Origin of the sequence: Antrihabitans stalagmiti (assembly GCF_016482825.1) — a bacterium.
Taxonomy (GTDB): Bacteria; Actinomycetota; Actinomycetes; order Mycobacteriales; family Mycobacteriaceae; genus Antrihabitans; species Antrihabitans stalagmiti.
In genome coordinates, this window is record NZ_JAEMNV010000019.1 from 1 (window position 1) to 25888 (window position 25888).

General features: G+C 64.5%; 26 protein-coding genes. 2 read left to right on the forward strand and 24 right to left on the reverse strand.

The features are described 5' to 3' along the window. The 20 genes from JGU71_RS29060 to JGU71_RS29155 all read right to left on the reverse strand — a co-directional run. Positions 1–1719: N-6 DNA methylase family protein (locus tag JGU71_RS29060; RefSeq protein WP_199708638.1), on the reverse strand; the 1719-nt coding region annotated here is incomplete at its 3' end. 122 nt (positions 1720–1841) lie between these two features. After that, positions 1842–2498, reverse strand: coding sequence for an SRPBCC family protein (locus JGU71_RS29065; RefSeq protein ID WP_199708639.1), 657 nt, complete (start codon positions 2496–2498; stop codon positions 1842–1844). Positions 2499–2800: 302 nt separating this feature from the next. Further along, complete coding sequence (locus tag JGU71_RS29070; RefSeq protein WP_199708640.1) at positions 2801–3355, reverse strand: DUF4913 domain-containing protein; 555 nt, start codon at positions 3353–3355, stop codon at positions 2801–2803. Beyond that, positions 3352–5160, reverse strand: a complete 1809-nt coding sequence (locus tag JGU71_RS29075) for a type IV secretory system conjugative DNA transfer family protein (RefSeq protein ID WP_199708641.1) — start codon at positions 5158–5160, stop codon at positions 3352–3354. The genes JGU71_RS29070 and JGU71_RS29075 overlap by 4 nt, the downstream gene beginning before the upstream one ends. Next, positions 5157–5879, reverse strand: a complete 723-nt coding sequence (locus JGU71_RS29080; RefSeq protein WP_199708642.1) for a hypothetical protein — start codon at positions 5877–5879, stop codon at positions 5157–5159. Before JGU71_RS29080 ends, JGU71_RS29075 begins: the two co-directional genes overlap by 4 nt. Before the next feature lie 16 nt (positions 5880–5895). Then, entirely contained in the window at positions 5896–6189 is a 294-nt protein-coding gene (locus tag JGU71_RS29085) for a hypothetical protein (RefSeq protein WP_199708643.1), read from the reverse strand. Beyond that, positions 6186–7904, reverse strand: a complete 1719-nt coding sequence (locus JGU71_RS29090; RefSeq protein WP_199708644.1) for a putative type IV secretion/conjugal transfer ATPase — start codon at positions 7902–7904, stop codon at positions 6186–6188. Before JGU71_RS29090 ends, JGU71_RS29085 begins: the two co-directional genes overlap by 4 nt. A gap of 2 nt (positions 7905–7906) precedes the next feature. Beyond that, positions 7907–9421 (reverse strand): SCO6880 family protein, encoded by a 1515-nt coding sequence (locus JGU71_RS29095; RefSeq protein WP_199708645.1) that lies wholly within the window; start codon positions 9419–9421, stop codon positions 7907–7909. A gap of 69 nt (positions 9422–9490) precedes the next feature. Then, positions 9491–10996 (reverse strand): hypothetical protein, encoded by a 1506-nt coding sequence (locus tag JGU71_RS29100; protein ID WP_199708646.1) that lies wholly within the window; start codon positions 10994–10996, stop codon positions 9491–9493. Then, positions 10990–11886, reverse strand: coding sequence for a DUF8175 domain-containg protein (locus tag JGU71_RS29105; RefSeq protein ID WP_199708647.1), 897 nt, complete (start codon positions 11884–11886; stop codon positions 10990–10992). The genes JGU71_RS29100 and JGU71_RS29105 overlap by 7 nt, the downstream gene beginning before the upstream one ends. Next, the gene (locus JGU71_RS29110) at positions 11883–12590 is read right to left on the reverse strand and encodes a DUF8175 domain-containg protein (protein ID WP_199708648.1); all 708 of its coding nucleotides are present in this window, start codon (positions 12588–12590) and stop codon (positions 11883–11885) included. Before JGU71_RS29110 ends, JGU71_RS29105 begins: the two co-directional genes overlap by 4 nt. A 52-nt stretch (positions 12591–12642) precedes the next feature. Continuing rightward, entirely contained in the window at positions 12643–12906 is a 264-nt protein-coding gene (locus JGU71_RS29115) for a hypothetical protein (protein WP_199708649.1), read from the reverse strand. Beyond that, on the reverse strand, positions 12903–13199 hold the full coding sequence (locus JGU71_RS29120) for a hypothetical protein (RefSeq protein WP_199708650.1): 297 nt from the start codon (positions 13197–13199) through the stop codon (positions 12903–12905). Before JGU71_RS29120 ends, JGU71_RS29115 begins: the two co-directional genes overlap by 4 nt. Next, a complete protein-coding gene (locus JGU71_RS29125; RefSeq protein WP_199708651.1) occupies positions 13199–13930 on the reverse strand; it encodes a hypothetical protein in 732 nt (243 codons plus the stop codon). Before JGU71_RS29125 ends, JGU71_RS29120 begins: the two co-directional genes overlap by 1 nt. 19 nt (positions 13931–13949) lie before the next feature. Next, complete coding sequence (locus JGU71_RS29130) at positions 13950–14471, reverse strand: hypothetical protein (RefSeq protein ID WP_199708652.1); 522 nt, start codon at positions 14469–14471, stop codon at positions 13950–13952. After that, a complete protein-coding gene (locus JGU71_RS29135) occupies positions 14468–16069 on the reverse strand; it encodes a peptidoglycan DD-metalloendopeptidase family protein (protein WP_233530264.1) in 1602 nt (533 codons plus the stop codon). The genes JGU71_RS29130 and JGU71_RS29135 overlap by 4 nt, the downstream gene beginning before the upstream one ends. 30 nt (positions 16070–16099) lie before the next feature. Further along, positions 16100–17773 (reverse strand): cutinase family protein, encoded by a 1674-nt coding sequence (locus JGU71_RS29140; protein WP_199708653.1) that lies wholly within the window; start codon positions 17771–17773, stop codon positions 16100–16102. Then, positions 17770–18660, reverse strand: a complete 891-nt coding sequence (locus JGU71_RS29145; protein ID WP_199708654.1) for a MinD/ParA family ATP-binding protein — start codon at positions 18658–18660, stop codon at positions 17770–17772. The genes JGU71_RS29140 and JGU71_RS29145 overlap by 4 nt, the downstream gene beginning before the upstream one ends. Beyond that, positions 18657–19268, reverse strand: coding sequence for a DUF8176 domain-containing protein (locus JGU71_RS29150; RefSeq protein ID WP_199708655.1), 612 nt, complete (start codon positions 19266–19268; stop codon positions 18657–18659). The genes JGU71_RS29145 and JGU71_RS29150 overlap by 4 nt, the downstream gene beginning before the upstream one ends. A gap of 278 nt (positions 19269–19546) precedes the next feature. After that, on the reverse strand, positions 19547–20740 hold the full coding sequence (locus JGU71_RS29155) for a hypothetical protein (protein WP_199708656.1): 1194 nt from the start codon (positions 20738–20740) through the stop codon (positions 19547–19549). Positions 20741–20892: 152 nt separating this feature from the next. On the opposite strand from JGU71_RS29155, the gene JGU71_RS29160 reads away from it, so the two are divergent. Continuing rightward, positions 20893–21366 (forward strand): helix-turn-helix transcriptional regulator, encoded by a 474-nt coding sequence (locus JGU71_RS29160; protein ID WP_307829988.1) that lies wholly within the window; start codon positions 20893–20895, stop codon positions 21364–21366. A gap of 443 nt (positions 21367–21809) precedes the next feature. Here JGU71_RS29160 and JGU71_RS29165 read toward each other — a convergent pair whose 3' ends face one another. Continuing rightward, positions 21810–22871: a GAF domain-containing protein gene (locus tag JGU71_RS29165; protein WP_199708657.1), complete on the reverse strand. Its 1062-nt coding sequence runs from the start codon at positions 22869–22871 to the stop codon at positions 21810–21812. A gap of 73 nt (positions 22872–22944) precedes the next feature. Here JGU71_RS29165 and JGU71_RS29170 point away from each other — a divergent pair, with 73 nt between their 5' ends. Further along, positions 22945–23562, forward strand: coding sequence for a GNAT family N-acetyltransferase (locus tag JGU71_RS29170; protein ID WP_199708658.1), 618 nt, complete (start codon positions 22945–22947; stop codon positions 23560–23562). A 47-nt stretch (positions 23563–23609) separates the two neighbouring features. Here JGU71_RS29170 and JGU71_RS29175 read toward each other — a convergent pair whose 3' ends face one another. From JGU71_RS29175 to JGU71_RS29185, 3 genes are all read right to left on the reverse strand, one after another. After that, a complete protein-coding gene (locus JGU71_RS29175; RefSeq protein ID WP_199708659.1) occupies positions 23610–23768 on the reverse strand; it encodes a hypothetical protein in 159 nt (52 codons plus the stop codon). Between the two features lie 620 nt (positions 23769–24388). Then, a complete protein-coding gene (locus JGU71_RS29180) occupies positions 24389–25027 on the reverse strand; it encodes a hypothetical protein (RefSeq protein WP_199708660.1) in 639 nt (212 codons plus the stop codon). 252 nt (positions 25028–25279) lie between these two features. Beyond that, complete coding sequence (locus JGU71_RS29185) at positions 25280–25726, reverse strand: hypothetical protein (RefSeq protein WP_199708661.1); 447 nt, start codon at positions 25724–25726, stop codon at positions 25280–25282. Positions 25727–25888 lie beyond the last annotated feature (162 nt).

Here is a 25888-nt window from a genome sequence, read left to right on the forward strand (position 1 = left end):
GGGGTCGGCTTTGCTGCCTTCCGATACCCGCCACTGCGCCAACAGCGTGTCCAAGGCGCGGTCGTGCTGGCCATCTGTCAGATCGGCGACCTTCGACCAGGTGAACCGGTTGATCAGCCCGTAGCGCGAGACGTAGGCGTCGTAGCGCTGATTCAGCTCGACGCGCAACGCTGCCCGTTCGGCCGCCGGTTGATCCTCGCGCTGGGTGTCGATCAACGCGACCGCGATGTCCCGCAGATCCAGCAGTGCGCCCCACTCGGCGGTTTGCTTGGCTCCCCGCGTCTTGACCGGTGCCCATTCCATGCCGTTCCAGGTCCGGATCGCGGCGGCTTGGGGGTCGAAGGACAAGGTGGCAATGGTGGTGCCGGCCTGACCCCGTTCGCGGGCGCGGGTGAGTCCGCGTTCGAAGTCGGCGCGGGTCGGTCCCATCGTGTTCGCCCAGCTCGCTGTCAATGCCAGCCCGGAGCGCCGCGCGTCCTCGACGATGCCGGACAACGCCTCCTCGACCTGAGTTGCAAGGGCGGCACCGCTCTCCCCGCGCACGACCAGCTGCTCGGCTGCGAACTGGCCACGTCCGAGTTCCATGGTGCCGAGCACGTGGTGCGGCTCGTCGGCGTAGTAGGAGTTGGCCTGCAGCCCCAACTGCCGCCCATCCTGATACACCGTCGAATAGGTCAACCCCAAGAACTGCTTGGTCCGGGCGGTCATCTCCTGGCCGTCTTCGCGGCGACGCAGCACGAGAATGTCGGTGACGACCGAGGTGCCGGCGACTCGGGAGAACGCGCCTTCGGGCAACCGGACCGCACCGAGCAGGTCGGCTTTGTCGGCGATCTCCTTCCGGGCGCGCCCGTTGACAGCGTCCATCGTGAAACGTGAGGTCAGGACCGTGACGTAGCCGCCGGGTGCGGTGAACGCGAGCGCTTTGTTGATGAAGTGGTTGTGGATCGAGAGCCGCGACGGGTTGTGTGCCGGATCGTGCAGCCGGAAGTCACCGAACGGGACATTGCCGATTGCTGCGGTGAACGAGGCTTCCGGGACGTGGGTCAGTTCGAAACCCTCGTTGCGGATCTGGGCTGACGGATGCAACGCCGCCGCGATGGACGCGGTGGTGGAGTCGAGCTCCACCCCGACCATCTGCGCACTGGTCGGCGCGTGCGCGAGGAACGTGCCCGACCCGCAGCCCGGTTCCAGGACGCGGCCGCCACCGAATCCGGCCTGCTCCATGGCACGCCACATCGCTTGTGCGATAGCGGGATCGGTGTAGTGCGCGTTGAGGGTGTTGCGTTGAGCTTGCGACCATTGCGCGTCGTCGAGCAGCTCGCGCAACTGCTCACGCTCGGCGGCCCATTCCGGTTTTCTGAGGTCGAAGATCCCGGCAGCGGCACCCCACCCTGACCAGCGACCGAGCACCGCCTGCTCTTCGGCGGTGGCGTAGCGGTCCTCGGCTTCGATGCGCCGCACGATCCGGATCGCGGCGATGTTGGCCGCAGCGCGCGCTTTCTCCCCCGACGGAGGCAGGACCTGGGTGCCGGGTCGGAAATCGACCGGTGCCACGTATACCGGCTGTTCGACGACGGGTGTCTCGATGGCCTGGTGCTCGTCGCCGAGCGGCGCACCGCGGTCGGGAGTATGTGTCAGTGTCGCGTCGATCGAGACCGACTCGACGGGCACCTGATCAGCCTCGGCCGCGGCGACCGTGTCGACGTGCGGCGTTGACATCCCGAACTCGGCCACTACCTCGGCCGGCGGCGGCAGTGGTGTCCCGCCCGGATCGGTGACCGCCGGATCCAGCGGCGCGGCACGGTCGACGTCGAGAGCGAACAGATCGCCCTGGCCTTCGGCTACGGGTCGACGAGTCTTCCGGGGCCGTCGAGCGGTTTGCCCGCCGTCACCAACGCTTGGCTGACTTGGTTGGTGAACGATGCTGAAAGCGGGTCGCTCGGGCCGGTCGGCAGCGGCTCGCCGTCCTCGGTCCGGGCTTGCAGCAAAAAGGCCCCCGTCACCCGGAACAGTGCTGAGCGATCCGGCCACAGGCGGCGCGACATCTCGCTCGCCTCCGAACTCGGATCCCGTCGCCGCAGCGGATCGATCCAGCGATCGCGGTCCCCCGCCGCGTCCTGCAGCCGCACCTGCTCCTGCAGCATCTCCCGTTCGCGAGCCTCCTCCACGCTCACCGGTTCCGGAAAGTCCTCCTCCGAGTGCGGGATCTGCTCGTAAAGTTCCTGCGCCAGCACCGCTTCGGTGATCGAGCGACGCGCCGTCTCGATCAACGTCACCGTCGTCCGGTAGTCCGGTGCTTCGCCGTGCTCGTCCCACCATTGGCGCACCAGCGGTCCCTGGCCCTGCATCTGCGTCTCGATCAGGTCGCTGATCCGCAGCGCCTCGTCGGCGACGAAGTTCGCCTTCTGCGTCTGCGACCAGTCCTCCGGCAGCCCGATATGGGTCCGCCACGTCTCCTCGACCAGTTGGCGAAGATTCTCGGGTGGGGTCTCGGTCATCGGCGGCGGTACCTTCCTCGGTGGCGAAAAGATCCAGTTGCGTGTCGGTGGCGGCGCGGCGCTGTTTGCGGGGCATACCAGGGAGCTCCTCTGCATGCATACCCTGCGACGGGTGTGCCTGCGTTCGTGGTGATTATGGTGACTCATTGGCCGGAGCTCCGTTCTCTGGCTGCCCTGCCCTGGCGGGTCTAGACCACCCGCCAGGGTCTGGGGAAACTGTGGATGTGATGTCGGTAGATCGAGAGGTCAACGCGAAAGCTGCTGCTAGACAGGTGGATCTAGTCCAGAAACGACGCTGGCGCTCATGCTGCGTCCCCGTCTCTGCGTGCTCTACGAAAATCTGGACCGCGACCACCGTCGCTGGGCGGCCGCTCATCGCTGTGGTCCGCGTCGAACCACCCCGACGGCGCGGGAATCGTCGGATACGCCGGTATGTCGACGTGCGCCTCCGGGGTGCAGCGCCACATCGGTCCGGCCTCACCGTCGCAGAGTGCACGGAGATGCGGGTCGGTGTGCTGGACCCACCAGGAACTCATCGCCAGCGGTTCCTCGCTGCGCCGCGCCCCTTCCCACCCGCGCCACAATGCGTGTAGTCGGATGCTGACCTCCCGGTGCCGCCACCACTGTCGGCACCAGGTGCGGCCGCGGCCGCCGCCGAGCAGCTTCCCGGCCAGCACCGGTGCCAGCCAGTGTTCGACGAATTCGCCGACGTCGGCGAACACGTCGGGTTCTGGATCTTTGGCACCACCGGATGCACTGGGCGACTTAGGCTTCGGTGCCGCCGCTCGTCTCCGTCCGGCTTTGCCTCGCGGAATCGTCGATCCAGTGTCGTCATCGTCGTCGGGATCATCAATCATGAGATGACCTCCGTCGTAGGGTCCAGGTCGAGTCCGCGAAGCGCGAGTGCGCCCTTCTTCGGTTCGTATTTCGCCAGCGACGCGCGGATCTGGTCGGCAAAGCGGCTGTCACTCCAGAACGATTTGCGCACCAGCACAGGCGGATTACCTGAGGTCATCACGATGGCACGATCTTTCGGCAACGCCGCCAGCAGCGAAATCGGTGCGATCGGCTCCCGCGACCAGGACTGTGAGCGTGACCCACCTCCTTTGGCTCCGCTCGAATGACTCGACGACCACCGCGATACGTCGTGGTCCCCAATCTGATGCGAAATCGACTGCAGATACCTGTCGTCGTCGACGCCACCTCCGAAGTAGTGCATGTTGGACGCTTGCCGCATCGTGGCCAGCTTCTGCTCCGACCACACTTCCCCGGCTTGGGCCGGTGACTGAAGAAAGGTCAACAGCACGACACCCTGAGATCCTGCGTGTGAGTACTGCTTTGGCAGGTCAGCCAGTTTGCATACGTTGGCGGCCTCGTCGAGCACCGCAACGATCGGTGTCGGTAGCCGTCCGCCTGGGCTGCGCCGCGCCACCCCGAACGCCGCATCTAGCAGCCGACCGACCAGCGCCGTCGTCAAAGCGGTAGCTGAGTCGGGACCTTCCAACGACATCGCATACAGGGTGTCCGTCGATGTGGCGAAGCGGTCGACGTCGAATTCGGGCAGTTCGTGGGACAACGCGACGGTGGCCAGTCCGCTGTCTTGGTCGAATCGTTTGCGGCGTTGCGGCAGAACCGATCTCGCGTAGTCCGGATCGTTGAGGACGTTGAGAAATCGTCGGGCCATGTCGAACAGGCCGTCTTTCTGACGCGGGTTGAGCCGTTGGGCGCTACGAACCTTCTCCGCAGCCATGGTTTCGCCGGCCGCGTCGAGCTGCAATGCGGGTAGGGCTGTGTCGTCGTCGGAGAGCCAGCCGAGCGTGTGCAGAAGATCTCCGCCTCCGACGGCCGCTGCAAACATGTGCAGCGCGAGTAGTTCTTGTGCGCCGCCGTCGAAGTAGGCATCAACGCGGGCGGTGTCTTCTTTGGATGCGGAGACGAAGTATCCCGCGAACTTTCGGGCAGCTTTCAGCGAGTCCAGGCCACGTAGCGGATTCCACCACCACTGCGAACCGCCGTCGGTGGCGATCCCCTGCAAATCGGAAATCCATACTCTGCCAATGGTTTCGCGTACTCCACGGGTGTGATCGTGTAGGTCGCGCTTGTTCGACGTCGCAATCACGGCGCCCGGCGCGCAGCACACGGCGGGGATTGCCAATGCCTGTGTCTTACCAGTGCGTGGGCCGGAGAACGCGATTCCGACATCTTCCCAACTCATCACTATGAAGTCGCCTCCGCGCACGGTCTTTCCGATCGGAATTCCGTAGGTATCAGGACCTGCAAGGACAACCCCTGGACGGAGCCGTTCGGCTTTGCGCTTCGCACTCGCACCGTGCACTTCGACGAGATGTCGCGGCGGTGCCATCGACTTCGCGAGGTGATCGACGCGTGTGGCGACCCCTCGACGAACCAATCGGGCCGAGTACACGCCGATGCCCACGAGAACGAGGACGCCAGCCAGAACGAGCAATGCAGTCGCCTGGATCGGCCAGATCAGCTCACCGGCGGCGAGTGCGGAAAAGGCGGCCAGCGGGTTGGCGGGTATGGCCTGATCGAGACCGGCGGTCGCGCTACCGGCACGCCAGCAGAGATAAATGAGGACACCGGCCAGTCCGGAGGCCAGGGCGATCCACAGCCAAATAGCCTCGGATCGGTCGCGGCTCACAGGTGCGCTCCGGAGTCGCGCTCGGTGTAGGCCTCGCTCGGCTCCCAACGCGACACATCTGCGAAATCAGCTGCGGAAGCGATAATGTCGCCGCTCGACCACGCTGGATCGGTGACGCCGACTAAGTCGGCGACACGTTGGTTCGATTCGCGGGCTCCGCTGTCGTGGTCCGGTGTTGGTGCAGTCTCGGCATCGAGGGCGTGTTCGACAAATGATTCAGCCAACGCTTCGGCGACGAGCGCCTGCGCGTCCACATCTGTTCCGAGCGGCGCGCTGGCACCGGCATCGGCCGCTTCGCGTGCATCGACGCCCGCTCCGTCTGCAGCGGCGACCGTCGCGGTGTCGGCTGCATCCATCTGATCGGCGAGCGTGATTACAGCTTCGGGATTGATGCCGTCTTCGCGCATCCGCAGCGACCAGGCGTCGGCCGAGTTCGGGTCAGTGTCGCGAGTGGCTTCTGCCGCCGCCCATCGAGCCGCCAGGGATGCGTTCTGCCATTGTTCGGCCAGCCGCTCGCTCTTCTCCGAGATTCGTTGTGCCCGCTCGGCTCGTTGGCGTTCGCGGTCGGCCAACCGTTCGGCTCGGTCGTGTCGCTGTTCGCGTCGCTGCTGTTCGCGGCGATACTCCTCGCTGGCTCGTCGAGCAGCTTGCAACGCTTTCGAAGCCAGGACTGCTAATTCACTGCCGACGAACTCCAAATGTGGTGTCTCGGTGCTCATGGTGTCGCTCCTGTGGTCATCTTGGATTGTCCGAACCGTCGATGGTTTCGATGGACGTGCTGGTGAGCAGCTCTGCGCAATCCACGGCGGCCGTCACGCTGGCGAGCCAGCCGGGTTTGTCTCGTTCGAGTACCGATCGGCTGATCACGGTTGTCGGAGCCAGCGTGTGTGAATGCGAGGTGATCACCACGTACCGGTGCTGGCGCGAGAGGATGAGGAGTTGGCGTTGCAGCTCGTCGAGAGCGCAGCCGAGCGCGGCCGAGGGCGAGTGCGGTTCGGTGGCCGAGGCATAGAGGAAGACGATGCTCATGAGGCCATCGCCCCGGAAAATCTGGCGTCGGTCTCGTGCCATTTGCGTTCGATTTCGATCGGTGTGAACACGGTCTTGAACGGGGTTCCGGGGACGCGTTCGGTGCCGATCTTGAGCATGAAGCTGCCACGCCCGGGCGGTGGACGTCGGGTCTGGGTGTCGGGGTCATAGGCACCGGGGGTCGACCAGCTCGACACGGTGTCGCGGTCGGCGCGGGTGAACGGAATGATCGCGTCGAGCTTGTCCATCTCTTCGCGTGGCAACGCACCCACGATCAGAGCACCGGCTCGTTCGATGAAACCTTTCGCCTTCTGGATATCCATATCGGCGGCGAGGGTTTCGAGATCTTTGACGGTGTGGGTGATCATCATCAGTGCGGTCCCGAGGGTCCGGGTCAGGCGAGTCACTGCGTCGATGCGCCCGACCATGCCCGGGCCGGCCGAGAGCACACGCCACAGTTCGTCGAGGACGGCCAAGAAGTGTCGTTGCGGTGCCAGCCCGGCATCGGCCAGGACGTGGGCCGCTTCGATCGCGCCGAAACCGTCCTCCCAGCACGCGTACATCACCGCAGCTTCCAGCTTCTCGTCACCACTGGTGATCGAGGAAATGTCGACACAGATCGCGGGCGGAGGATCTGCGATCAGATCGATCGGGTCCGATGTCTGTCCGGCGAACACGTCACCCAGGTCACCGTCGACGAGCGCGGTGAGGGTCTGCAGCAGCGGCTTGACCTCCAGGTTGTAGTGGGCTTCGTCAGGAGCCAGCACTTTGCGGATCAGCGCGCCGGGCGCTGACTCGATCAGATCGATCAGATCGGCGATCACCGGAGGAAGCGATTCAGGCCCGAATCGTGGATCGGCGTCGAGGATGCGCAGCGCGGCACCGAGCAGATTGCGTTCGGTCTGACCGAGTGCGGATTCGCGCTCGATTTCGCACAGACCTTGCAGCAGTCGTTTGCGTCGCGAATGCACCTGCTTGGACACCAACCGTGCGAGGTCTTCGCGGCCGGCCTTCTGCAGGCGCACAATGATCGACCCGAGCGCCCCGAGTGCGAGCGGGTTGAGCTGGCCACGGCCGTGGCCGAGCCGAATGATTTTGCCGCCCAAGTCTTTGACGACTTTGACGTGTTCGCCTTTGGTGTCGGCGAAGACGAACGGGATCTGATTCTGTCCTGCGGCACCGGCGATCATCTTGCGTGCGACCGATGATTTTCCGTAGCTGGGCAGGCCGAGCAGGAAGCAGCTCGGGGTGACGTGCAGACGAGCTCGATACGTAGCCGAGATGGGGTCGTAGTTGAAGGTTCCGCCGGTTTTGAGGTTGATCCCGTGCGGGCTGCCGACCATCGGGTGAGTGTCACCGACGACGAACGGGAACAGCCCGCATGCCTGCACGGTGGTCGCGCGGAAGGTGGGAATGACGTCGACGACCTCCATGGCGCCGCCACCGGGTCCGAGGAGCCCGCGGGAGCCCAGGCGTGCTGCGCGCCGCCATTTCGGTTCTCTGCGTGCGGGATCGCGTTGTTTGATCTCTTCTTTCAGGGCGGCGGCATCCTCGCGCGCCTGTTGTTTGGCATCGGCTGCGCGGCTGCGTTGTCCCCGCGTCAGCGGGTCCATCGACGGTGGCCGCGTGCGGTGCCGGGTCGGTTCGTAGCTGTGGGTGATGCTGTCGGCGAACCAGCGACGCAGGTTGATGCCCATCCGGGAGCGTCGGGTCATGGCTAGGCCCCCCGAACAGTTTTCGCGACGCTGGCATGGTCGGGCAGCAAGACCCCGACTCCGATACCGGCGAGGAAAGCCGAAGGTTGGGACCACCAGGCGGGACGGATCGACAGTCGCGCCGAGGCGGCCATGTCTTTGGCGATCTCGCCGAGTCCGTCGAGTTCGTCGATGTCGCGGGCGGAAACGGTGATGATCATGCCGTAGTCGGTGACCCCGGAGCCGGATGCTTCTTCACGTCGGGCCTGCTGGGTTGCCGCGACTTGAAGTCCGGCGCGGGCCGAGGCCAGACCGCGGGTGGAGTTGACTGCGGCGGCTGCGGCGAGGTGATCGGCGTGGACGCTGGCAGCGGCGTCACCGGGTGGTAATGGCCTGTGGATCAGAGTGATTCGCTTCCGTGCCACATCGGGTCGGCCCGCGATCAACTTCTCCAATACTCGTTCCGTGGGGAATCCGGACGGGGGCCTGCTCATCACCCAGACTCGCGAGCAGGCACCGTCGTGGAAGTAGGTATCGGAGGTCTGATCAGCGGTCAGCGGACCCGCGTCGAGCCAGTCGACGGCGTCGATCTTGTTGCTGACCACGTCTTCGACGGCGGCTTCGGTCTCTTCGCGAGGGTCGAAGCAGCGGCGCACGGTGGCAGCGAGCTGATGATCTGAAAGTGGATCAGCGACTACGCCACTTCGAGCGAGCTGATCGCAGAATGCGGGGATCCGCTCGGACAGATCGGCGAGCATCACCATCGGGTCTTTCTTTTTCGCGTCGGTGCGCGCGGCCCAGGTGATGGAGACTCGCATGAGCAGTTGGCTGCCGGATCGGTCTGCCGCTCGGCCGCGACCGGCCTGCCGGATCATTTCCACCGCAGCGGCGGGTGCGTCGGGATGGCAGAGCCGGTCGATTTCGGCTTTCAACCGTGCACCGGTCTCCGGAATCGTCTCGGCGACAACAACAATGCCCTCCACGTCGCCAGGTTGGCCGGCCGAGTTGAGCAGTTCGCCCCAGTCGGCCACCATCAGGTTGACGACTTCCTGCTGCATGCCGCCGATGCCTTGTGGTGTGACGCGTAGCGACACCGTGTACTGGCTGGTGGAGTGCATCCGGATCATGCCGAATCTGCGACCGAGTTTGTCGATGCCCCACCACATTTCGGTGGGTGCGGCGACGCCGGGGAGCCGGGTCCGTCCGCCCGGAGCGTTCGACAGCGGCCCGGCGCGGAGCACGTTGCGGCCGGTGCGGCTCTGTTTGCGGAAGCCCCGCCACAGCAAGCCCAGTTCGTAGCCGGAATGGCCCGCGACGCGGACGGCGAGCGGGATGCAGGCCACGATGCTGAGCACGATCCAGGTCAGTCCGGTCAGGACGAATCCGCTGATCAGCATGAACAGGACGGCGACGATCAGATTGGCGCCGACGACGTAGAACACCTTCTTCGGCACACCGAACGCGAACACTCGCCGCACTTCGTGTCCGGCGCTGTAGGTGCGTCGGGCCTCCAGAGGCAGATTATCGACTTGTGTCATCTCGACTCCTTCAGGTCCGACGCGGTCGGGCGATGGGTATGGCGGCTGGTCGGGGTAGCTCAGGGCAGGTCATGCGGACCGTCCTCCGGTGGAATCGCCGTCGGGTGTGTCCGGTCCGCCCATTGCGGCACCGGTGGCCCCGGCGACCCCGCTGACCACTGCGCCGACGGCTTGACCGGCTTGTTCGCCGGCCATCACTGCGGCACCGGCCGGTCCTGCAGCAGCGGCTGCGCCGCCGGATGCTGCGCCCGAGGCGGCGGCTCCGCCACCGCTCGCCGCGCCACCGCTACTGGCCGCGCCGGTCGCCCCGGCGGAGCCGGTGGACCCGATGCCTCCGGTCGATCCGGCAGGTCCCGACGAGGTGGTCGCGCCGGTCGGTTGCTGTCCGTCGCTTCGTCCTCCAGCCGGTGCCGACGATGGGGATTCCGACGTAGCGCCACCTGTGGATCCGAGAGATTCACCGATGCGTCCACCGATGGATCCGGTGGCGGCCATGACCCCGGCGGCCAGCGCCATGCCGGACGCGCCGCCCATCGATCCGACCGCGGGAACGATCAGTCGCATCAAGGCGGGCAGGGTCAGGAAGCTCAGCGTCAGCAGAATCAGTCCGGCGAACGTGCCTTGGACGTCATTGCTGCCGCCGGCGGCGGCGAATGCCACGCCGTAGACGATCGACGCCATCAGGGGGAACAGCAGGAACACTGCGGTCCAGGCGAGCAACTTGTTGTAGGCCTGTTTCCCGGCTGCGAAGCCGGATCCGGCGGCGGCGAGGGGTATGACGCCCTGGATGAGTTTCGCGACCGCCATCTGGGCAAGGACGAAGCAGCACTGCACGATCGTGCCGATGAGGCCGAGGAAGGCGAAGACGAACAGCAGCCCCGGCCCCAGGAGCGGGCCGGAGATCAGTAGCTTCTTGGCTGCGTCGACGAGGTTGTCCCCCACCATCAGCTCGACGATCCACATTCCGCCGCGCCGGGAGGCTTCGTCGGCAATGACGACGAGCCCGGCCAGCGACCAGGACGCGAAGACGGTTCGTGTGAGCACAGCGGCGGCTTCACGGGCATGGGTATCCCGCATCTCCGCGCGGGCGAAGGCGAGACGCACTGCGGATACGCCGATCGAGACGACAAACAACGCGATTTGAAAGAAGCGCAGGTAGGAGTGCACCTCGGAGATGATTTCTCCGCTGTTTCCGCTACTGCCTTCATCGGTGAGAGGTGTGCGGTACCACCAGGTGAACATCATCGTGATGGCTTTGGTCCAGCCGTCGGCGAATGCGGTCGCAGCCTCCCCGACTGCGCCGTCCATTGCTTCCCCGACGGCGTCGCTGGGGTTGGCGACGGCGGTGCCGACGTCACAGGTCAGTTCGAATTGCTTGGCGGGAATGCTCAGTGGGCCCGGCAGACTGTCGATCTTGTCGCCGATTTCTCGGCACTTGGAGTAGAGATCGGGTTCCTCTGCCGGAGCTGCCGGATCCGACGGCGCTGCCGGGGTGGGTTCGGCGGCTGCCAGCATCGGCGTGCCGATCAGAACCACCAGGACCAGGAGTAGCAGTGCGAGAAGGCGTGTCACCACTCCGACCACCCCGACAGTGTCGTCAGCGGCGCGAAGGGGCCTGGCTCGACGTCGGCTCCACGTAGCTTCCAGTCCCCGTCCTGCCAGAGCGCTTGTAGCTGCACGATCATCCAGTTGGTCCCGACCCGGCGCCGATCGGGGACGGCGTACTGGATCACCGCGAACGTGGCGTCGGCGCTCCAGCCGGTAATCCGGAATGCCGACGGCCGCGGAACGACAGGGTCGATGCTGGAGATGTCCCACTCTTCGGTACTGCTGAGATCCTGACCGGGGACAGCGACGATCTGTGTGTCACGGGCGGCATCGAGGTGCGCTCGACTGATCGCAACCCGGGACTGGACTTGCCAGGCCGCCAGTGCCGCGCCCTGCGGGGTGCGGGTGTATCCGGCGACCAGCGGTCCGTCCACGCGTGTGGGTCCGTCGCTGGTGGAAAAGGGAAGTGCGAACGGACCGATGATCTGCCACATCACCGAGGCGGGGGCATCGAGTGGTGGGCAGGTCGGTGGTGCCGGGCAGGAGTAGGCATCGCGGTCGACCGGCTGCTGCGGAAGGGGTTGCCCGGCAAGGTTTTTCGGATAGGCAATCGGTCGTCCCAGCATGTCCGCCGACGGCGGGTTGAACGGCTCGCCCGGCGTGAGATCGGGTGGCGGCGGGGTTCCAGTCGGCGTCGGTGTCGCGGCCGAGGACGTCCGCGTTGGTGTCGCTGCGTCGTCGTCGCCGATGAGGCGCGCACCGATGATGCCGCCACCGGCGACGAGCATCAACGCGATGAAGGCGGCCGAGATGTAGAGGGTGGTTCGGCTACCGGCGAGCCACCCGCCCATGCGCCGCATTGCGCCTGGTTCGGTCGTGGTGTCGGGGCGCTTGCTCGTACGCTCTGCGGTCTTCATCGTTGGCCCCCGGTGGTGGCGCCGAACGAGGTGTAGCCGTCCAGCGACGTCAACGCCACCAAGGGAGTCGAGTCTGCATCCCCCGCAGCACCTTTCGGGTCCGGCAACGCTAGCTTCCAGTCGTCGCCGAGCCAGATGACGCGCGAGGATGCCGCGGTGAGAGTGCCGTCGGGCATGCGGGTCGCCAGCCAGATCGTGGCTGCGGAGTCGTTGTAGTCGGTCACACGGAAGCCGACGAATTGGGCGGTCTGTGCTGGATCTGCGTCGCTGCTGATCGAGGCCATGACTCGTGCCGCGGCGAATGCATCGCGTCCAGGGCCGGGTGCTGCGACCGTGACCACGGTGCTGGCCCAGGATTCATCGGGTGCCATCGACAACCGCACTTGCGCCTGCATGGCGGCGCACACGGCGCCTTGGGGTGTGCGCGCATAGCCCGATCCGGTGATCCGGTCACGCGGACCATCGGCGCTGTAGGGCACGGCGACGCCGCGATAGGGCTCCCACTGCACCTGCTGCGGTGCGGCCGCGACATCGAGGACGGTGTCGGTGCCGCCGTCGGTGGTTTCGCCGCCGCCACCGGAGGACATCAGCAGTGTTGCGACAATCCCGAAGACGAGCAGGACGGCCATCGCGGCGACAGTCCGTCTGCGGTCCAGCTCGGACAGTCGTGAACGCAGTTCGTCGAATATCAACCGGATCTTCATATCGCCTTCCGCCTCTGTGTCTCGATCGGATGGGGTTGTGCGGCAACGGTGCTCATATCAGCAGCCAGCCACCGACGGCGGCTGCGGAGGCCGTCAGGATCGCGGCGATGGCGACGACGAGCATCCGGCCTTTTGCCTGGGTGAGTGACTGTGCTTCGCGGAACGATTCGGCGAACTCGTAACCGCCGTAGATCGCGGCGGCGACGAGCAGGGCCGCCACGAACCAGAGAAAGATCCCAACGAGGTGCAGCACCGGTCGGGTGACGTCGTCGGGTGGGGTCACCATTCCGCCGGCGGCCAAAACAGCGGTGGTCATCGGATGAACCACGTAACCCACGTCCCTGCGCTGGCAGCCATGATCGCGCCGACCGCACACGCTGCGATGCCGGCTTTCTGGCCTTGTCCACCGTGGCCTTCGGCGAAGGACTGCGCGAATTTCACGCCGAAGAAGATCCCCAACCCGGTCAAGGCGAATGCGGCGAAGAACAGGCCGATGCCGAGCAGCAGGGAGTATTTCTCTGCGAAGGGGGGTGGTGTGATGACGGGGTCGAAGATGTTTCCGCCGGGAGGATCGGCGGCCAGGATGTCGACGACATAGGTGGCGAGCATTATGTGGATTCCTTTCGGGTGCTGGGTTTCCCACGGCCTGAGGCAGTGGCGGATCGTGCTGCGGTGGTGGCCGCCGTGAGCAGTTCGGCGGCAAGTTCGCGAACTGGTGTCGGTGGTGTGCGGGACGGGTCGCGGCGGTGCTGTTTGTCCTCGGGAACTCGGTAGTCCGGGCTCCAGACCGCGACATCGTCGGTGGTCAGTGATCGCCACGGTTCGATCCAGCCGAGCCGCCAGGCACGGGCGTCGAGATCGGCAGCGAGGCTTTCGACGACGGCTCGGCGGGCGGCGACCGGGCTGGACAGTGGCCGGTCGGTGTCGGCGACGGTGACGACACCGACCAGCTGCACCCCGGTGGGGGTGGCTGCGGAGGCGTGCTGCAGCAGCAAGTTGTGCGCAGCGTGCAGTCCGCTCATATGGGTGCGGGTCACGATGACGACGAGCGGAGAATCCAGTGCGGCGCTGTAGCCGACCAGCGACGGCCAGCGTCGTTGCGCATCCCCGGCGTAGGCAAGTGACGCCTCCAGCATCGACACTCCCGCGCCACCGGTCGCGCCGAGCAGCCACACCAGCGGTGCTCGTTGGTGCGGCGCGCGCGTCACCCGTGTGGTCCAGCTGCCAGTTCCGCGCCGCGCTGGTGCCAGCATCGGGACGCGCTCGGGCGCCACACGGGGCGACAGTGGCGCCTCCTGGCCGTGGGGTGGCGCCGTGCGCTCGGTCACCAAATCGGTCATGGTGTTCGTTCGCCTGCTTTCACTGGTAGGTATCCAGTCGCCAACCATCTGCGGTGTGGATGAGAGTTGCGATGACAGCTGTCGGAAGGAGGAGTTCGGTGTCCCCGTCCGGATAGACGACGGACTGTTCAATGCCGATCTTGCGGTGCTGAATTCGGGTGGGGTCGGTGTCTCCGGATGGTTCGGCGGAAGCGAATGGGAAGGCGTCGATGCGGGCACCGGCCTCGCGCCAGTGCGCCCATTGCAGCGAGGTACGCGGTGGTGTAGATGCCGCTGCATTCGCGTCGACCACGGTGAGCAGGGTCGGTCCGAGGAGGTCGCGCGCGCGGGCGAGGGAGCCGCCTTGCGGTTCGTCGGCGGGTCGCCAGGAGAAGATGCGGGCCAGCGCTTCCACGGCGACGGTGTCGGCTGAGTTGGTGTCGACGACCGACGGTTCGGTCGAGGGAGGCGACCGGTCGTCAGTGCCGCACCCCATCAGCAGCAGCGTTACTGCGCTGACGGTGATCAGCAGCTGGGTGAGGGTTCTGTGGGAGTGGTTCATGCGACTCTCCGTGCACGCATGCCGGACTGAACCGGCGCTTCCTTGACGACGTCTCCAGGCTGGGGAGCATGAATCATCTGGCCGTTGCCGGATGCGATGCCGACGTGACCTGGTCCGCCGGAACCCCATTCGCCGAACACCAGATCCCCGGGCTGCGCTTGATCGATCGGGATTTCGGGGCCGACGGACCACTGCTGCTCCGACGTGCGCGGCAGGGTGACTGCGCCGCCGCTGGCGGCGTGCACGGCAGCCGAGGTCAGCCCGGAGCAGTCCAGTCCACCGTTGCTGGGTCCTTGCGGTCCGCCGCCGCCGTAGACATACGGAGTCCCGAGATACTGCCGCGCGGCGTCGACGATCTGTCCCCCGACCGGCGAGGATGGGCTGGGCACGAACCTGCCGGTTGCGGCGGCAGCACGGAAGTTCGGCTCGTTGTCGAGAATGATCCGGATGTAGGGCTGTGTTTCGGAGAAGTGCCGCGGAATCTGGTTCGGAATCCCGCCGGATGCCAGCACCGATCCTTCCCCGGCGTTGTAGGCACCCAATGCCAGTGCAGGGGTGTCGCCCTGCACTCGACCGTCGGCTTTCCAGCCGTCGATGATCGCGGCGAGGGCGCACATGTAGCGGCCTTGACCGACTATGGCGTCGCCGTCGTCCCATACCGAGGCGGCACCGTTTCCGTCGGCGTCAACGATGTAGGGGCGGCCGTCGGGGGCGGTGGCGATGGCGGTGGTCGGGATGAACTGAGCCAAGCCTTGCGCGTTGTCCGGCGAGGAAAGCCCACGTTGAAAGCCGCTCTCCTGCTTGCCTTGTGCGGCCAACAGCGACGGCGTGATCTGCGGGCACAGTGACCCCGCTTTGCGGTACCAGGGGTCGAGCTCGGGCGGGACGACGCCGTCGGCGAGTTGGCCGCCTTGGGTGCCGAATCCGTCCTCACACACCGGGGCCGGTGAGGGTGTCGAGGGTTTGCCACCGGCTCGAGCCTTCGGGGTCGCAGCACCCCCGAGCCAGGACTCTGGGTCGATCGGTGATCCTCCGGTGAGTCGGCCGCCGGGCCAGACCTCGAAATGCAGATGCGCTCCGCCCGGGCCGGGCGGCTGCACCTCGCCGTTGTAACCGACAGCCGCGATGTGATCACCGGCCTTGACGACGTCACCGACCTTGACACGCAGGTCGTCGGGGAAGATATGGCCGTAGACGGTGGAGAACGGTGATCCGTCGGCGTCGACGGAGTCGATGATGATCCACTGCCCGAACCCTGATGCTGGTCCGGATGCGACCACGTTTCCCGGGGCGGCGGCGAACATTGCGGTGCCAGCGGCCGCGGCGTAGTCGACACCCTGGTGAGATCCGCCGCGAGTGCCGAAATGGTCTGTGACGGAGTAGGTTCCGGCGGCCAGCGGATAAGTGCGCTCGCCCGACGGCGCAGGTGAGCCACGCTCTGCGGGTGCGGGGCCTGGATCGCCCTGGACAACGGCCGCTACGGGCCGAGTCGCTGTGCACGCGTCCTTGTCGTCGACGAAGACGACGGCGAGTAGAACGGCGATCATCAGTAGGGGTAGCAGCACCACCGCACCGGCGAGACCGGCTGCGGTCTTCATCGGACCCGACCCGATGCGGTGGTGTGCATGTCAGCGGCTTTCGCTGCTGGTGGGTGCTGCTGATGTCGGTGCAGCGGTGGGGTCGCTGGTTTCGGGGAACAGTGGTGTCGGCACCACGAAGGTGCCCGATGTCGGGAACAGCGGAGTCGGCGTCGATCCAGTCGGGCGGGTCTTGGTCGACGAGGCATCTGCAGGGAACATCGGTGCCGGACCCGTTGGCGCAGTGGTGGTCTCGGTGTCGGAAGCTTCAGTGGAAGCTCCTGCGGTTCCGGTGGCCAGAGCCTGTGCCAGTGCGGTGAACCACTCGACTGTGAATGTCGCGGGGGTCTGCCCGCTGGATGTGTCGGTGGCGGCGTCGTAGGACGTGTGTTGGCGCTGCACGTCCCAGACGCGGAGATCGGTCGCCATTTTGACGAGACCCTGATTGTCGACGATGCCCGACTGAATCTGATGAAAGATGTATTGGATGCCTTGGTTGATGGTCGCTGGTGGGAACAGGTCGAGAACCGCACCGCCGAGCTTCATTCCGAAGGCGGCAAGGCCGGCAACAGGATCGGCCAGTCCGACGGTTGCGAATTGGGCGATGTTGGCTGGCGTGAGGACTTTTTTGGCGACGGTGACGGCGGCGTTGAACCCCATGACACCGAGCTTGACCACGGCGGAGACGATGTCAGCGTCGGCTCGAGTGCCGGCCGAGCGTGGGTCGGAGTTGACTGCCAAGCGGCCCAGGACGGTCTCCCTACCCGGTGTGATGGTGAACCGGCCGCCGGAGAAGTTCAGGTCATCGTTGACAACCCCGGCTGCGGTGCGCAGCGCGGCACCTCCGAGTGCGACGGTGAGGTCGGCTGCGGTCTGGAGTGGATCTTGCTGGTCGAGGTGATCGACCTGGCCGCCGATGTTGGCGATGGTGCGGGCCAGTGGCGCATCTACCGGTGTTGCGCAGGCGATGTCGCCACCCCTGCACCACGATGCAACCCGACCTGTCAGAGGCCCGTAGTCCGCGACGTTGGATACCGAGGTGGAGATGCCCCCACCGTCGGGGACTGTGGTCGCGTCGACGGTCAGGTTGGCCAGGGCCGAGGATGCGACACCGGGTGGTGTTGCGGGGGAAAGCATTCCCGGTGCGCCGGGGAATATGGCTGCATCGGGAGGTCGAATCGGTGAGGAGAAAATCGATGCGGCAGCGAGTTTGGTAGCTGGGATTGGGGCGGTCGGATCTCCGGCTCCGATGAGTCGGACGATTTCGTCGGCAACCTGGCCACCTTGGGAGTAGCCGATGACGGCGAACGACGATTGTGGGCACCGCGCGGAGTAGTCGGCGATGGACTGGAGTCCGTTGTTGATGCCACCGGTCATCGATTTGACGTAGGACTCCCCGCGACGGCCGAAGTCCGATGCGTAAGGCACCAGTTGGCTGCTCACCGCGTCTCCGCCGGCGCTCTTCAATGGCCCGGTCACCGATTGCCCGAGGAACCCTGCGTCGAAGGTCGGATCGGACTGGTCACCGGATTGATCAGTGCCCTGAAAGCCCACCACATGCAGTGCGGTGCAGGGAATATCGGCGACGGTGGGCGCGGGTGGACGTGGTTCCGGGGGTGCCGGATCGGCGCTGCTCTGGCCGGCCGTAGAGAGCATCGTCGCGGTCACCAGTCCGACGACGAGGCCGCTGCGGAGGTGTCTGGTGGGGCTCAATTGGTTGCTCATCGCATCTCCTCGAGAAGTAGGCGGAACGCGGCTTGGGTGGCGGGAGCAAGGTGGTGCCAACTGATCTGCCGGCCTTCGCCGAGGTGTTCGTCGTAGGGGATCTCCACGACCGAGCGAACGTGCCCTCTCCCCCACACCCGAACCCACTCCGTGCAGGCGAACATTGCCGGGTCGTTGGTTTGCCGCGTGACCACGATCGTCACGTCGCTGGCCATGTATTCGCCGAACTCAGCGTCGAGCCACGCCATGACCGGGTTGAGCCGGTTGATTGCATCCGGTCGGGCAGCGACAGTGATGGCGATCGGAACTCGTGGATCACACAACAACGGGCGAATGGAGCGGGCGCGGACCGGTGCACCGGCGTCGTAGATCGGGACGAAGCCCGCGTCAATGACGTTGCCGTGCACTGACACCAGCGTTTCGCGCCGCGGCAGTGCTGCATCGCTGCGCGACATGATCCGTAGCCCTGCTGAGGATCGGGAGCATGCGGCGTCCACGACGGACGGCAGACTTGCCGGGATGGTGGTGTCGGCCAGCCAGGTCTGCATGGTTGCGGTGGTGCGGGCGTTCTGCAGATCGCAGCCGCGGAGTGAGAGATCCCCACCTGCCGGCGTGGCGTCGATCGCCGCCGGATGGACGTATCCGAGGTTGTCGATCGCCATGGCGGAGGCAAGCCCGAGAGTGACCATCGTCGATCCGGAGCCCCCACTGGAGCCAGTGACCAGCATCGGCGGAGGAATCGGTAAACCTTGCCCTGTCGAGGCCAAGCCGGAAATGCGTACGGAGGCGGGAACTCGCGTATCGGTGTACGGCACGTCAGCTGGTGACCCAGGTGGTGGCGGATCCGTCAACCAGCCCAGTGATTCTGGATCGATATCTGTGGTCATCGTGCACCTGCACCGGGCTCGATCGCGGTGACGAGAGTTCGTCCGTCAGGCTGAATCGCAGTGGTGACGACCAGATCCCAGTTCTTGACGGTCTGATCCGGCCGCCTCTCGTCGACGGTGACGGCGAAGCGACCCGCCTCCAGCGCCTTTAGGTAGACGCAATGCTCGGTTCCTGCTGGTGTCGAGTTGATTGCAGTGCGAGTCGCCTCGATCGGTGCCGCTTGAGCGGATGGTGCTATCAAGGCTCGGGCGGCCTCGGCATTGCGGGCAACGTACATCTGGTACTCGAGTTCAAACACTTGTGCTGCGCCTGCTCTCCAGGCGGCATTGCCGGCGATCGTCGATCCGCGTCCGCTACCGCTCGCTTCCGTGGGCTCCACTGTTGTCGGGCACCATGTTTGGGCGTCCGGCATGGCCGATGCTGTTTGAACAGGGGGAAGCTTGGGATCGGCGTCGGCAGATAGGGCGGACACCGCCAGCACTACAAGACCGGTTCCCGCTGCGACGCCCGCGACGGCGACAGCAACTGCCCCACGTCGCTTCCGGGCACGTCGTTGAGCGGTGCGGCGTCGGAGATCCGCCGCATAGGGAGCCAGCGGGTCGTCCACACTCGCGGACGCTGCCCCTGCACCATCGGGAGATGTCGCTTCACCCCGTCCGATGACTAGTGGCGTCTCCTTGACTTCGGTCGAATCAGAGAACTGCCGCGGCACCGGTGCTTCGTCCTCGTCGCCCAGCCAGCCCAGCCACCCGGGTTCATTATCGTCGGATTCGCTAACGGCCTCTCGCGACGGAGCCGGCGACATTGTGGGTAACTCCTCGAAAGGCAACCGCTCACGCGATATCGGTCCGTCCAGCCTCAGATCGTCCACGTCTGCCATCGTGATCAGAGCCCTGCAGCGTGCTGGACAGCGCCGACCAGATCGGTCAGATGGTGACCGACCGGGGCGAGCTGCTCGGCCAGTGGAACCAGTTCCGCAGGGATCGGCGGTACAGCAGGGAGGGGTGGCATAGGCGGCATCGAGGACAAGGTCTGCTTGGCCGTCGACACAAAGCCGGAACCGCCAGGCGCCTGCTCGATTGTGTCGACGACGGCTTCGACCGTTTCAGCGACACCAGGGACAACATCGTCGAGGACTACCACTGATTGATCGATCCATTGATGCGGCACGGTGATGGGTGGTGCCGGGGCTGGAGCGGACTGCGAATTATTCGGCGGCTCAGCTGGTTTCGGTTCGGATGGGCCAACATCGCTACCGGCTGCGAGAGCGCCCGCGATACCGGCTCCAAGGAACCCGCCGATGACGCCGGCGACGACGCCCACCGGTATGCCCAGTGCGGCTGCGCCGACGATGGCACCGATTCCTGCACCAGCCAGTGCGCCGGTGCCTGCCCCGACGAGTGGTAGCGCTATGGTTCCGACGACGCCACCCGCTATCGCGCCGAACGCAGCTCCAACGGCAGCGCCGACAATGGCGGCGGGAATCCCCGCTACCAGGGCGGCCGCAACCGCACCGGTAAGGCCACCTGCTATCTGAGATTGGGCGATGACCGTTGCGCGGTCGTCGTCGACGCCGATGCTTCGATAGAAAGTGTTGACTGCGGCCTGCACCGTCGAGGTTTCGATGTTGAACCGATCGCCCCACTCCTTTGGCAGCCAGTCCGGTCGGATCACCGAACGGTCGCCGAGATAGAGCTCGTCAGGCTTGGTTTCGACGGGCGCAACGGGCGCTACTGGCTCCGGCGTGTGGAGCTCTTCGAGCTGAACTGCGGGGGCCGGTCCGGTATAGACCTCTGGGGCTGGACGAGCTGGAAGTTGTGGATAGTCGGGCAGCAGGTAGGACCGTTCGACTACTGGTTGTTCGACGTCCGGCTCGGTGGCAGGTGGCGCCGGTGCCGGGGGTGTCACCGTTAGACCCGGTTGGCCGGCGTCGTCGTCGTCTTGTGTCAGACCGGGCTGGCCCGGATCGGCTATGCCGGTGCCCGCCGCCCCGACGGCGAGCGCGAGCGGTAGGGACACCGCGACGACGGCACGCTGAGCCAGGGTGCCGGCGCTAGGAAAGATGCTGCAGTTCTTCATGATTGGAACCTTTCATTTACGAGTTTCGGAGGGGCGTGCTCGGCGGCAGGCCGTGATCTCTGCCTTGAAGTAGTTGGTTTACATAGCAGGCTAACATCTAACACAGACATCTAACACCTACGATGTTGCATGTTCGAATGGAAGGACGCATCGTGACCGTCGATGTCAACGACAGCGCCCCGATGAGACGGGTCATCCGCGGATTCCGGCCAGACCTTTTTGCCGCCGCCAGGCAAGCGAGAAACCTTTCGCGCGGCGAGCTCGGTCGACTCTCCGATACAACCGGCGTCACCATCGGCCGTTGGGAAGATGGCCCCAACTCCCCTCAAGTTGACAAGCTCGCGCGCGCGGTCGCTGCGCTTGGGATCGATATGAGTGACGTCATCGTCGTGGAGCCAGACCTGAGGTTTCTCAGCTATTGGCGGCACATGAAGGGTTGGACTCAGTACCAACTCGCCGACGAGGCCGGCCTCAGCAAGACTCTCGTTGAGCAGATCGAGCGAGGAGAACGGCACCTGGACGACAGGGTGCAAGCGAAACTGGCAGCGGCGCTGGGAATCTCCGTGGCGGATGTTCAGGCGGCGCACGCAAGGGTTCGCGCTCGACCAGCTGGAACGCACGCATAGCGATGCGCTAAGTAGTGGTGAATTAGCAAAAAGGTTCATGCGTGCGCTACCCCGGTCACGTCGAGTGAGCGGACCCTGAAGAACGCGTTTCAAGTCCACTTACCGGCGCGGGCGACGCAGCTAATGGAGCGTGCGTAGCAACCCCGAGGTTTCGAGGTACGCAAATGAGCGGCAGCCGCAGGGCGAATAGCCAAAAGGGGTGCATCGCTTCGCATTCGAGAATGCGATTAGTGCTGCTGCTCAGGACAAATTATTACACGGCGAGAACAGCTTCTGTCGACTCCAATCGTCAAAAAAGACCAATAGTCCAAATGTCCCCGAAGAACCAACTGCGCGACCGAAGTCGACCGAGTGGCCGGCACACAATCCCCGCGTGTCAACAGTTATATGCGCGAAAGAATCAGACCCTCGGTGCCTGCGCCGACGAAGGCTCGGATGCGCCGTCAGACCGGTACGGCCGAAGACGGCACGCCTGTCTCGGCAAGAGAGTCCGGGTGAATCATCAGGATCCAGGTGGTCTCGGAGATGCTCGGCGAAAGCAGCTGACCCGTCGCCCGCATGGAAATCCACCCGCCGCCTGCACGTCGGACGCGAGCCGTTCCAGTAACAGGTTCGGCGCTCCTCCGGCCCTCTTCGATCAACTGGATGACGTTGGGGAGGTCATCAGGGTGGACGGCAGGTGTCTGACCAGTGCTTACACCGTGTCCGATATTCGGGACCCAGGACGTAAGCCACTTCAGAACGCACGGCGCATGAGGGAAGGTCGTGTCGAGGATGTACGCGAACATCTGCTGCGTTCCGAGCATGTGGCGCATTGCCATGCTGTCCAAGACCGCAACGTCGAGATCAGTACCGACCTCCGTCGCCGACAACTCGCGGCAGATTCCCCTGAGCCTTAGCCCTGCAGGGGTTTCCACGCAGCGTTGGGCATAGCGAATCACCGCCAGGTCTCCGGCCTCTCGCCGGATCACAAAGTCTCCGGAAGATCGATGGCCTGCACTGGCTCGCTTGATCGTCTCCCAACCAGCGAAAACATCGTTCAGTCGAACGATCCGAGCGAAGTAGTCGGCCGGACCGTAAACGCTTCGATCTTGATAGTCAGGGCCGATCCCGAAGACGTCGAAGAACTCGCCCGAGAGCCGGAGGCGCGGTGGGACGCCATCCAGGCCGAGCTCCCATTCCCATGCAGCCACCGAGGCGGGTGTCGAGGTATCGCCGGGTCCGAGGGTCACCTGCACTCCGAACACGGTCTTGTCGGGACCGAAGACAGGTGAGACGACGACGGAACCACCGTCGGCATCACGGCTTGATTCGACCCTTGCGCGTCGCTCTGTATTGCTGTCGACAACTTCGGCAATCAGCTGCTCCACCACGGCCTTTTGGGCGCCACGCAATACATTCGGAAGTCTCTTGAATTCGCGCGGAGTGCCGTTTTCGACTACTACAGTCGGATCCGAATCCAACGTTTCGACCAGTAGCTGAATGGTCTTCTCTTCTGTAGCCACAGCGATGCTCCCCCGGTTCGAATTCTTAGGTTCGATACAACTCGCGTTTTCCCATTCGTGCATGATGATAAACATGGCGACAATTCGATCCGCAAAGGCTGACGACATCCAGGCGTTGGCTGAGCTGCTCTCGATCGCGTTCTACCGAGATCCCGTGATGTGCCATCTATGGCCGAATGACAAGCAGCGCGCAGCACGAATGCCGATCTACTTTGCAACCAACCTCCGCCACCACCACGTCCCGGCGGGCGGTGTCGACGTAGCCGAGGATGGCTCAACGATCATCGGCGTCGCGGTGTGGGATCCGCCAGGGCACTGGACTCAATCGACGACGGGGCTACTCCGTTCGCTGCCGGCGCTCGTCCGCGCACTCGGCACTAGGCTTCCCGTGGCGGCTCGGCTGCGGCGGACTTTGGACGCTGCGCACCCACGCACGCCTCATTGGTACATGTGCTTGCTAGCAACGAAACCAGAGCTCCAGACGACCGGGGTTGCGAGGACGCTTCTCACACACGGTCTCGGCCGAGCTGATGCGGCCGGAGAACCCACTTACGGTGCGGCGACGCGAGCGGTCATGACGCCTTTCTATCGCTCACTCGGCTTCGAGGACTACGGAGATCCGATCGATCTGAGTTCAAGCGGCACGCAACTATTGCCACTGTGGCGTGACGCTAGCGGAACCGACTCCTGATGACGATTTGTGCTTCTCGAAGTCGAGCATCGTGCTCTGCACTGCACTCATGGCTGACGACTTTCTGCGCGCCGTTCGATCTCGATTATCAGTTCGGTCAGTTTGATTCGGTCGGCGAGGGCTTCATCGACGCTGTCGTCGATCAGGTGCGCTCGTTCGCTTTCGGTAAGCGCAGCGACAGCCTCGATCAACTCGTCATCTGTCATACCGCCAGGGTTCACGGCTGCCTCCGATCCATCTCCGCGTCGATATATCGACGCTCTTGTTCGCTGCGTGACCGAACAAACGCCGCAAGCATGGTGACGTCAACCGACAATTCCGACGCAACTTCGTTCGAGTGTCGAGTCCAGCAGAGCACTTCGATCAGCCGGTCCAGATTTATCAGTCTGCGCGCCGCGATTCGGTCGACTGCCAACTCTTCACGTGCGGAGAACAGGATCTGGGGTAGATACGCCGTTCGTCATGGACGAGCTCGTGAGAAAGAGTCGTCCGCCGCTCTTCGTACATGAGGTGCTTTTGCAACTTCAGGTGATCGCCGTGCTGGCATCCATATAGTAGTGCGCCTGCGCGGGTAGCGCCTTAACGCCGTCGGGCAAGTAGTCGACGAACCTGATTATCAGATGCTCGAAGTTCCTGCGGGCCGAGCCGATCGCGCAAGCAGTCTCGACAGACCGCGCATGGTTCGGCAACGACGCGAGCGTGCGCGACCTGAAGCAGAAGTGGACGCAGTGGGAGCACGGGTCGACGTGGTCACCCAGGCGCGCTCGACGCCGCCGTACACCTAGCTCCGCGCGATCAGCACGTGGACGAATCCGCTTCTTCTACCTTATCGAGAGCCGGCCGGCCGAATCACTTCATGCACTTCCTGCCATTCCGGACCGAACGCTTCGAGTCCAATCGGAGGCGGAGTGCCAACAGGAGCAACATAGATTCGACCGATTTGACTGAGGTCGGGCTCGGGGACTGTAACTGATCGCTCGAACATCTCGGGGCTGATGCTGAGCAGTCCTTCTTCATGCAATGCAGCTACCAGGTAGTAGGTTTTTTCGACCATCCAGACGATCCGTGCGATCACACCGGTGCTCGCTCTGAATCGATCACCGATGCCATATTTCGCGAACTTCGCGTCAAGCTTATGGGCGTGAACCAGATCGCTGTAAAGCCAGGCCCACATTAACTGGAGGTCGGTTACCGTACCGTCCTCGGTGACGGAATAGAACGCCTGAGCGCCCATGTCGCCGGGGTTCTCTGCGACCTTTACCCACTCGGCGTGCCACCACTTCAGCGGTTCTGCAATCTCTTCCAGCTGTTGCTGATCCACGCTTGTACGCAGGGCGGTGATCACATTCGTCCACCGCAGCCATTCGTTCTGCAGGATTAGCGGGCGGATCCGAGCGGCCAACGATTCGAATTCTTCTTCGTCCGGAAACCGTTGAATAATCTTGTGTGTGGCCTCGCCGGTCACAGTATTTTCCTCGATGGAGACAGTGATTTCTCCCCGGTGCGCTTTGTCCAATAAAACGTGATCGCAAACTAACGAGTGCTCGAGAATGCGCCTCGCTCGAATTACGAACGCTTCGATTGTCTCGGTGGGCGTGCTTGTGGGGTTCGGAGGTCTTCTCTGCTTTGCCACGAACGATTGCCTACCTTCGGATGGGAGGACGTGCCCATGCGCGAATCGTAGGCGTGCGAGCGGATCGAACCGAGTGGAATGCGCTCACTTCGGGTCGACGACGTCGGTTCGACTTTCCTCCTGCGTATGTTCAGCATCGTTGGGACCCTTCGGGTTACGCCTCCTCTTCCACGCGGCGCTTACGAGGGAACTGCTATGTGTGGCAGCAGCCGACACTGAGACCGACGGTCCCAGGATCGCAGCGATAATTGGAAGGCTCTGCCGGACCGCCTCTTTGACGTATGCCCAGTTCCCCTCGAGACGAGCATCGTTCAGAAGTTTGATTCGCTGGATCTCCCGATCGATAGCGTTCGCGAGTATGGCTCTGTCGTCTCGTCCGACTTCGTCTGGAAGCTTTTCGACAATCTCGACCAAGGTCTTCAGTCGCTCGTGGGGCGTTTTCCGGGCGTTGCGCACGGCGAACGATCCGGCCACGATTGCAGCGAGAATTGTTCCTGCGGACATGAGGGCGGGCTGCCACCAAGGCGTCATGGCGCGAATCATCGCAGACTGTGCACTTGTGGTGGGTCATGAGTTCCTAACGGACGTCAAGCGCTGGCGTGGGTTTCTATGATGGTTGTGGCGGGCCGGGATGTTGGAGCGCTTGGCGACTTCTGTGACCCTGGCCCGCCCTCATTCGCGCGACGTTCGCGC

Excerpts from the sequence above, each read along its gene's own strand:
- JGU71_RS29115 (WP_199708649.1), bottom strand. The coding sequence starts at position 12,906 with ATGACCACCGCTGTTTTGGCCGCCGGCGGAATGGTGACCCCACCCGAC.
- JGU71_RS29065 (WP_199708639.1), bottom strand. The coding sequence starts at position 2,498 with ATGACCGAGACCCCACCCGAGAATCTTCGCCAACTGGTCGAGGAGACG.
- JGU71_RS29130 (WP_199708652.1), bottom strand. The coding sequence starts at position 14,471 with ATGAACCACTCCCACAGAACCCTCACCCAGCTGCTGATCACCGTCAGC.
- JGU71_RS29135 (WP_233530264.1), bottom strand. The coding sequence starts at position 16,069 with ATGAAGACCGCAGCCGGTCTCGCCGGTGCGGTGGTGCTGCTACCCCTA.
- JGU71_RS29095 (WP_199708645.1), bottom strand. The coding sequence starts at position 9,421 with ATGACACAAGTCGATAATCTGCCTCTGGAGGCCCGACGCACCTACAGC.
- JGU71_RS29145 (WP_199708654.1), bottom strand. The coding sequence starts at position 18,660 with ATGACCACAGATATCGATCCAGAATCACTGGGCTGGTTGACGGATCCG.
- JGU71_RS29120 (WP_199708650.1), bottom strand. The coding sequence starts at position 13,199 with ATGCTCGCCACCTATGTCGTCGACATCCTGGCCGCCGATCCTCCCGGC.
- JGU71_RS29090 (WP_199708644.1), bottom strand. The coding sequence starts at position 7,904 with ATGACCCGACGCTCCCGGATGGGCATCAACCTGCGTCGCTGGTTCGCC.
- JGU71_RS29125 (WP_199708651.1), bottom strand. The coding sequence starts at position 13,930 with ATGACCGATTTGGTGACCGAGCGCACGGCGCCACCCCACGGCCAGGAG.
- JGU71_RS29085 (WP_199708643.1), bottom strand. The coding sequence starts at position 6,189 with ATGAGCATCGTCTTCCTCTATGCCTCGGCCACCGAACCGCACTCGCCC.
- JGU71_RS29105 (WP_199708647.1), bottom strand. The coding sequence starts at position 11,886 with ATGAAGACCGCAGAGCGTACGAGCAAGCGCCCCGACACCACGACCGAA.
- JGU71_RS29140 (WP_199708653.1), bottom strand. The coding sequence starts at position 17,773 with ATGAGCAACCAATTGAGCCCCACCAGACACCTCCGCAGCGGCCTCGTC.
- JGU71_RS29070 (WP_199708640.1), bottom strand. The coding sequence starts at position 3,355 with ATGATTGATGATCCCGACGACGATGACGACACTGGATCGACGATTCCG.
- JGU71_RS29155 (WP_199708656.1), bottom strand. The coding sequence starts at position 20,740 with ATGAAGAACTGCAGCATCTTTCCTAGCGCCGGCACCCTGGCTCAGCGT.
- JGU71_RS29170 (WP_199708658.1), top strand. The coding sequence starts at position 22,945 with ATGGCGACAATTCGATCCGCAAAGGCTGACGACATCCAGGCGTTGGCT.
- JGU71_RS29175 (WP_199708659.1), bottom strand. The coding sequence starts at position 23,768 with ATGACAGATGACGAGTTGATCGAGGCTGTCGCTGCGCTTACCGAAAGC.
- JGU71_RS29080 (WP_199708642.1), bottom strand. The coding sequence starts at position 5,879 with ATGAGCACCGAGACACCACATTTGGAGTTCGTCGGCAGTGAATTAGCA.
- JGU71_RS29185 (WP_199708661.1), bottom strand. The coding sequence starts at position 25,726 with ATGACGCCTTGGTGGCAGCCCGCCCTCATGTCCGCAGGAACAATTCTC.
- JGU71_RS29110 (WP_199708648.1), bottom strand. The coding sequence starts at position 12,590 with ATGAAGATCCGGTTGATATTCGACGAACTGCGTTCACGACTGTCCGAG.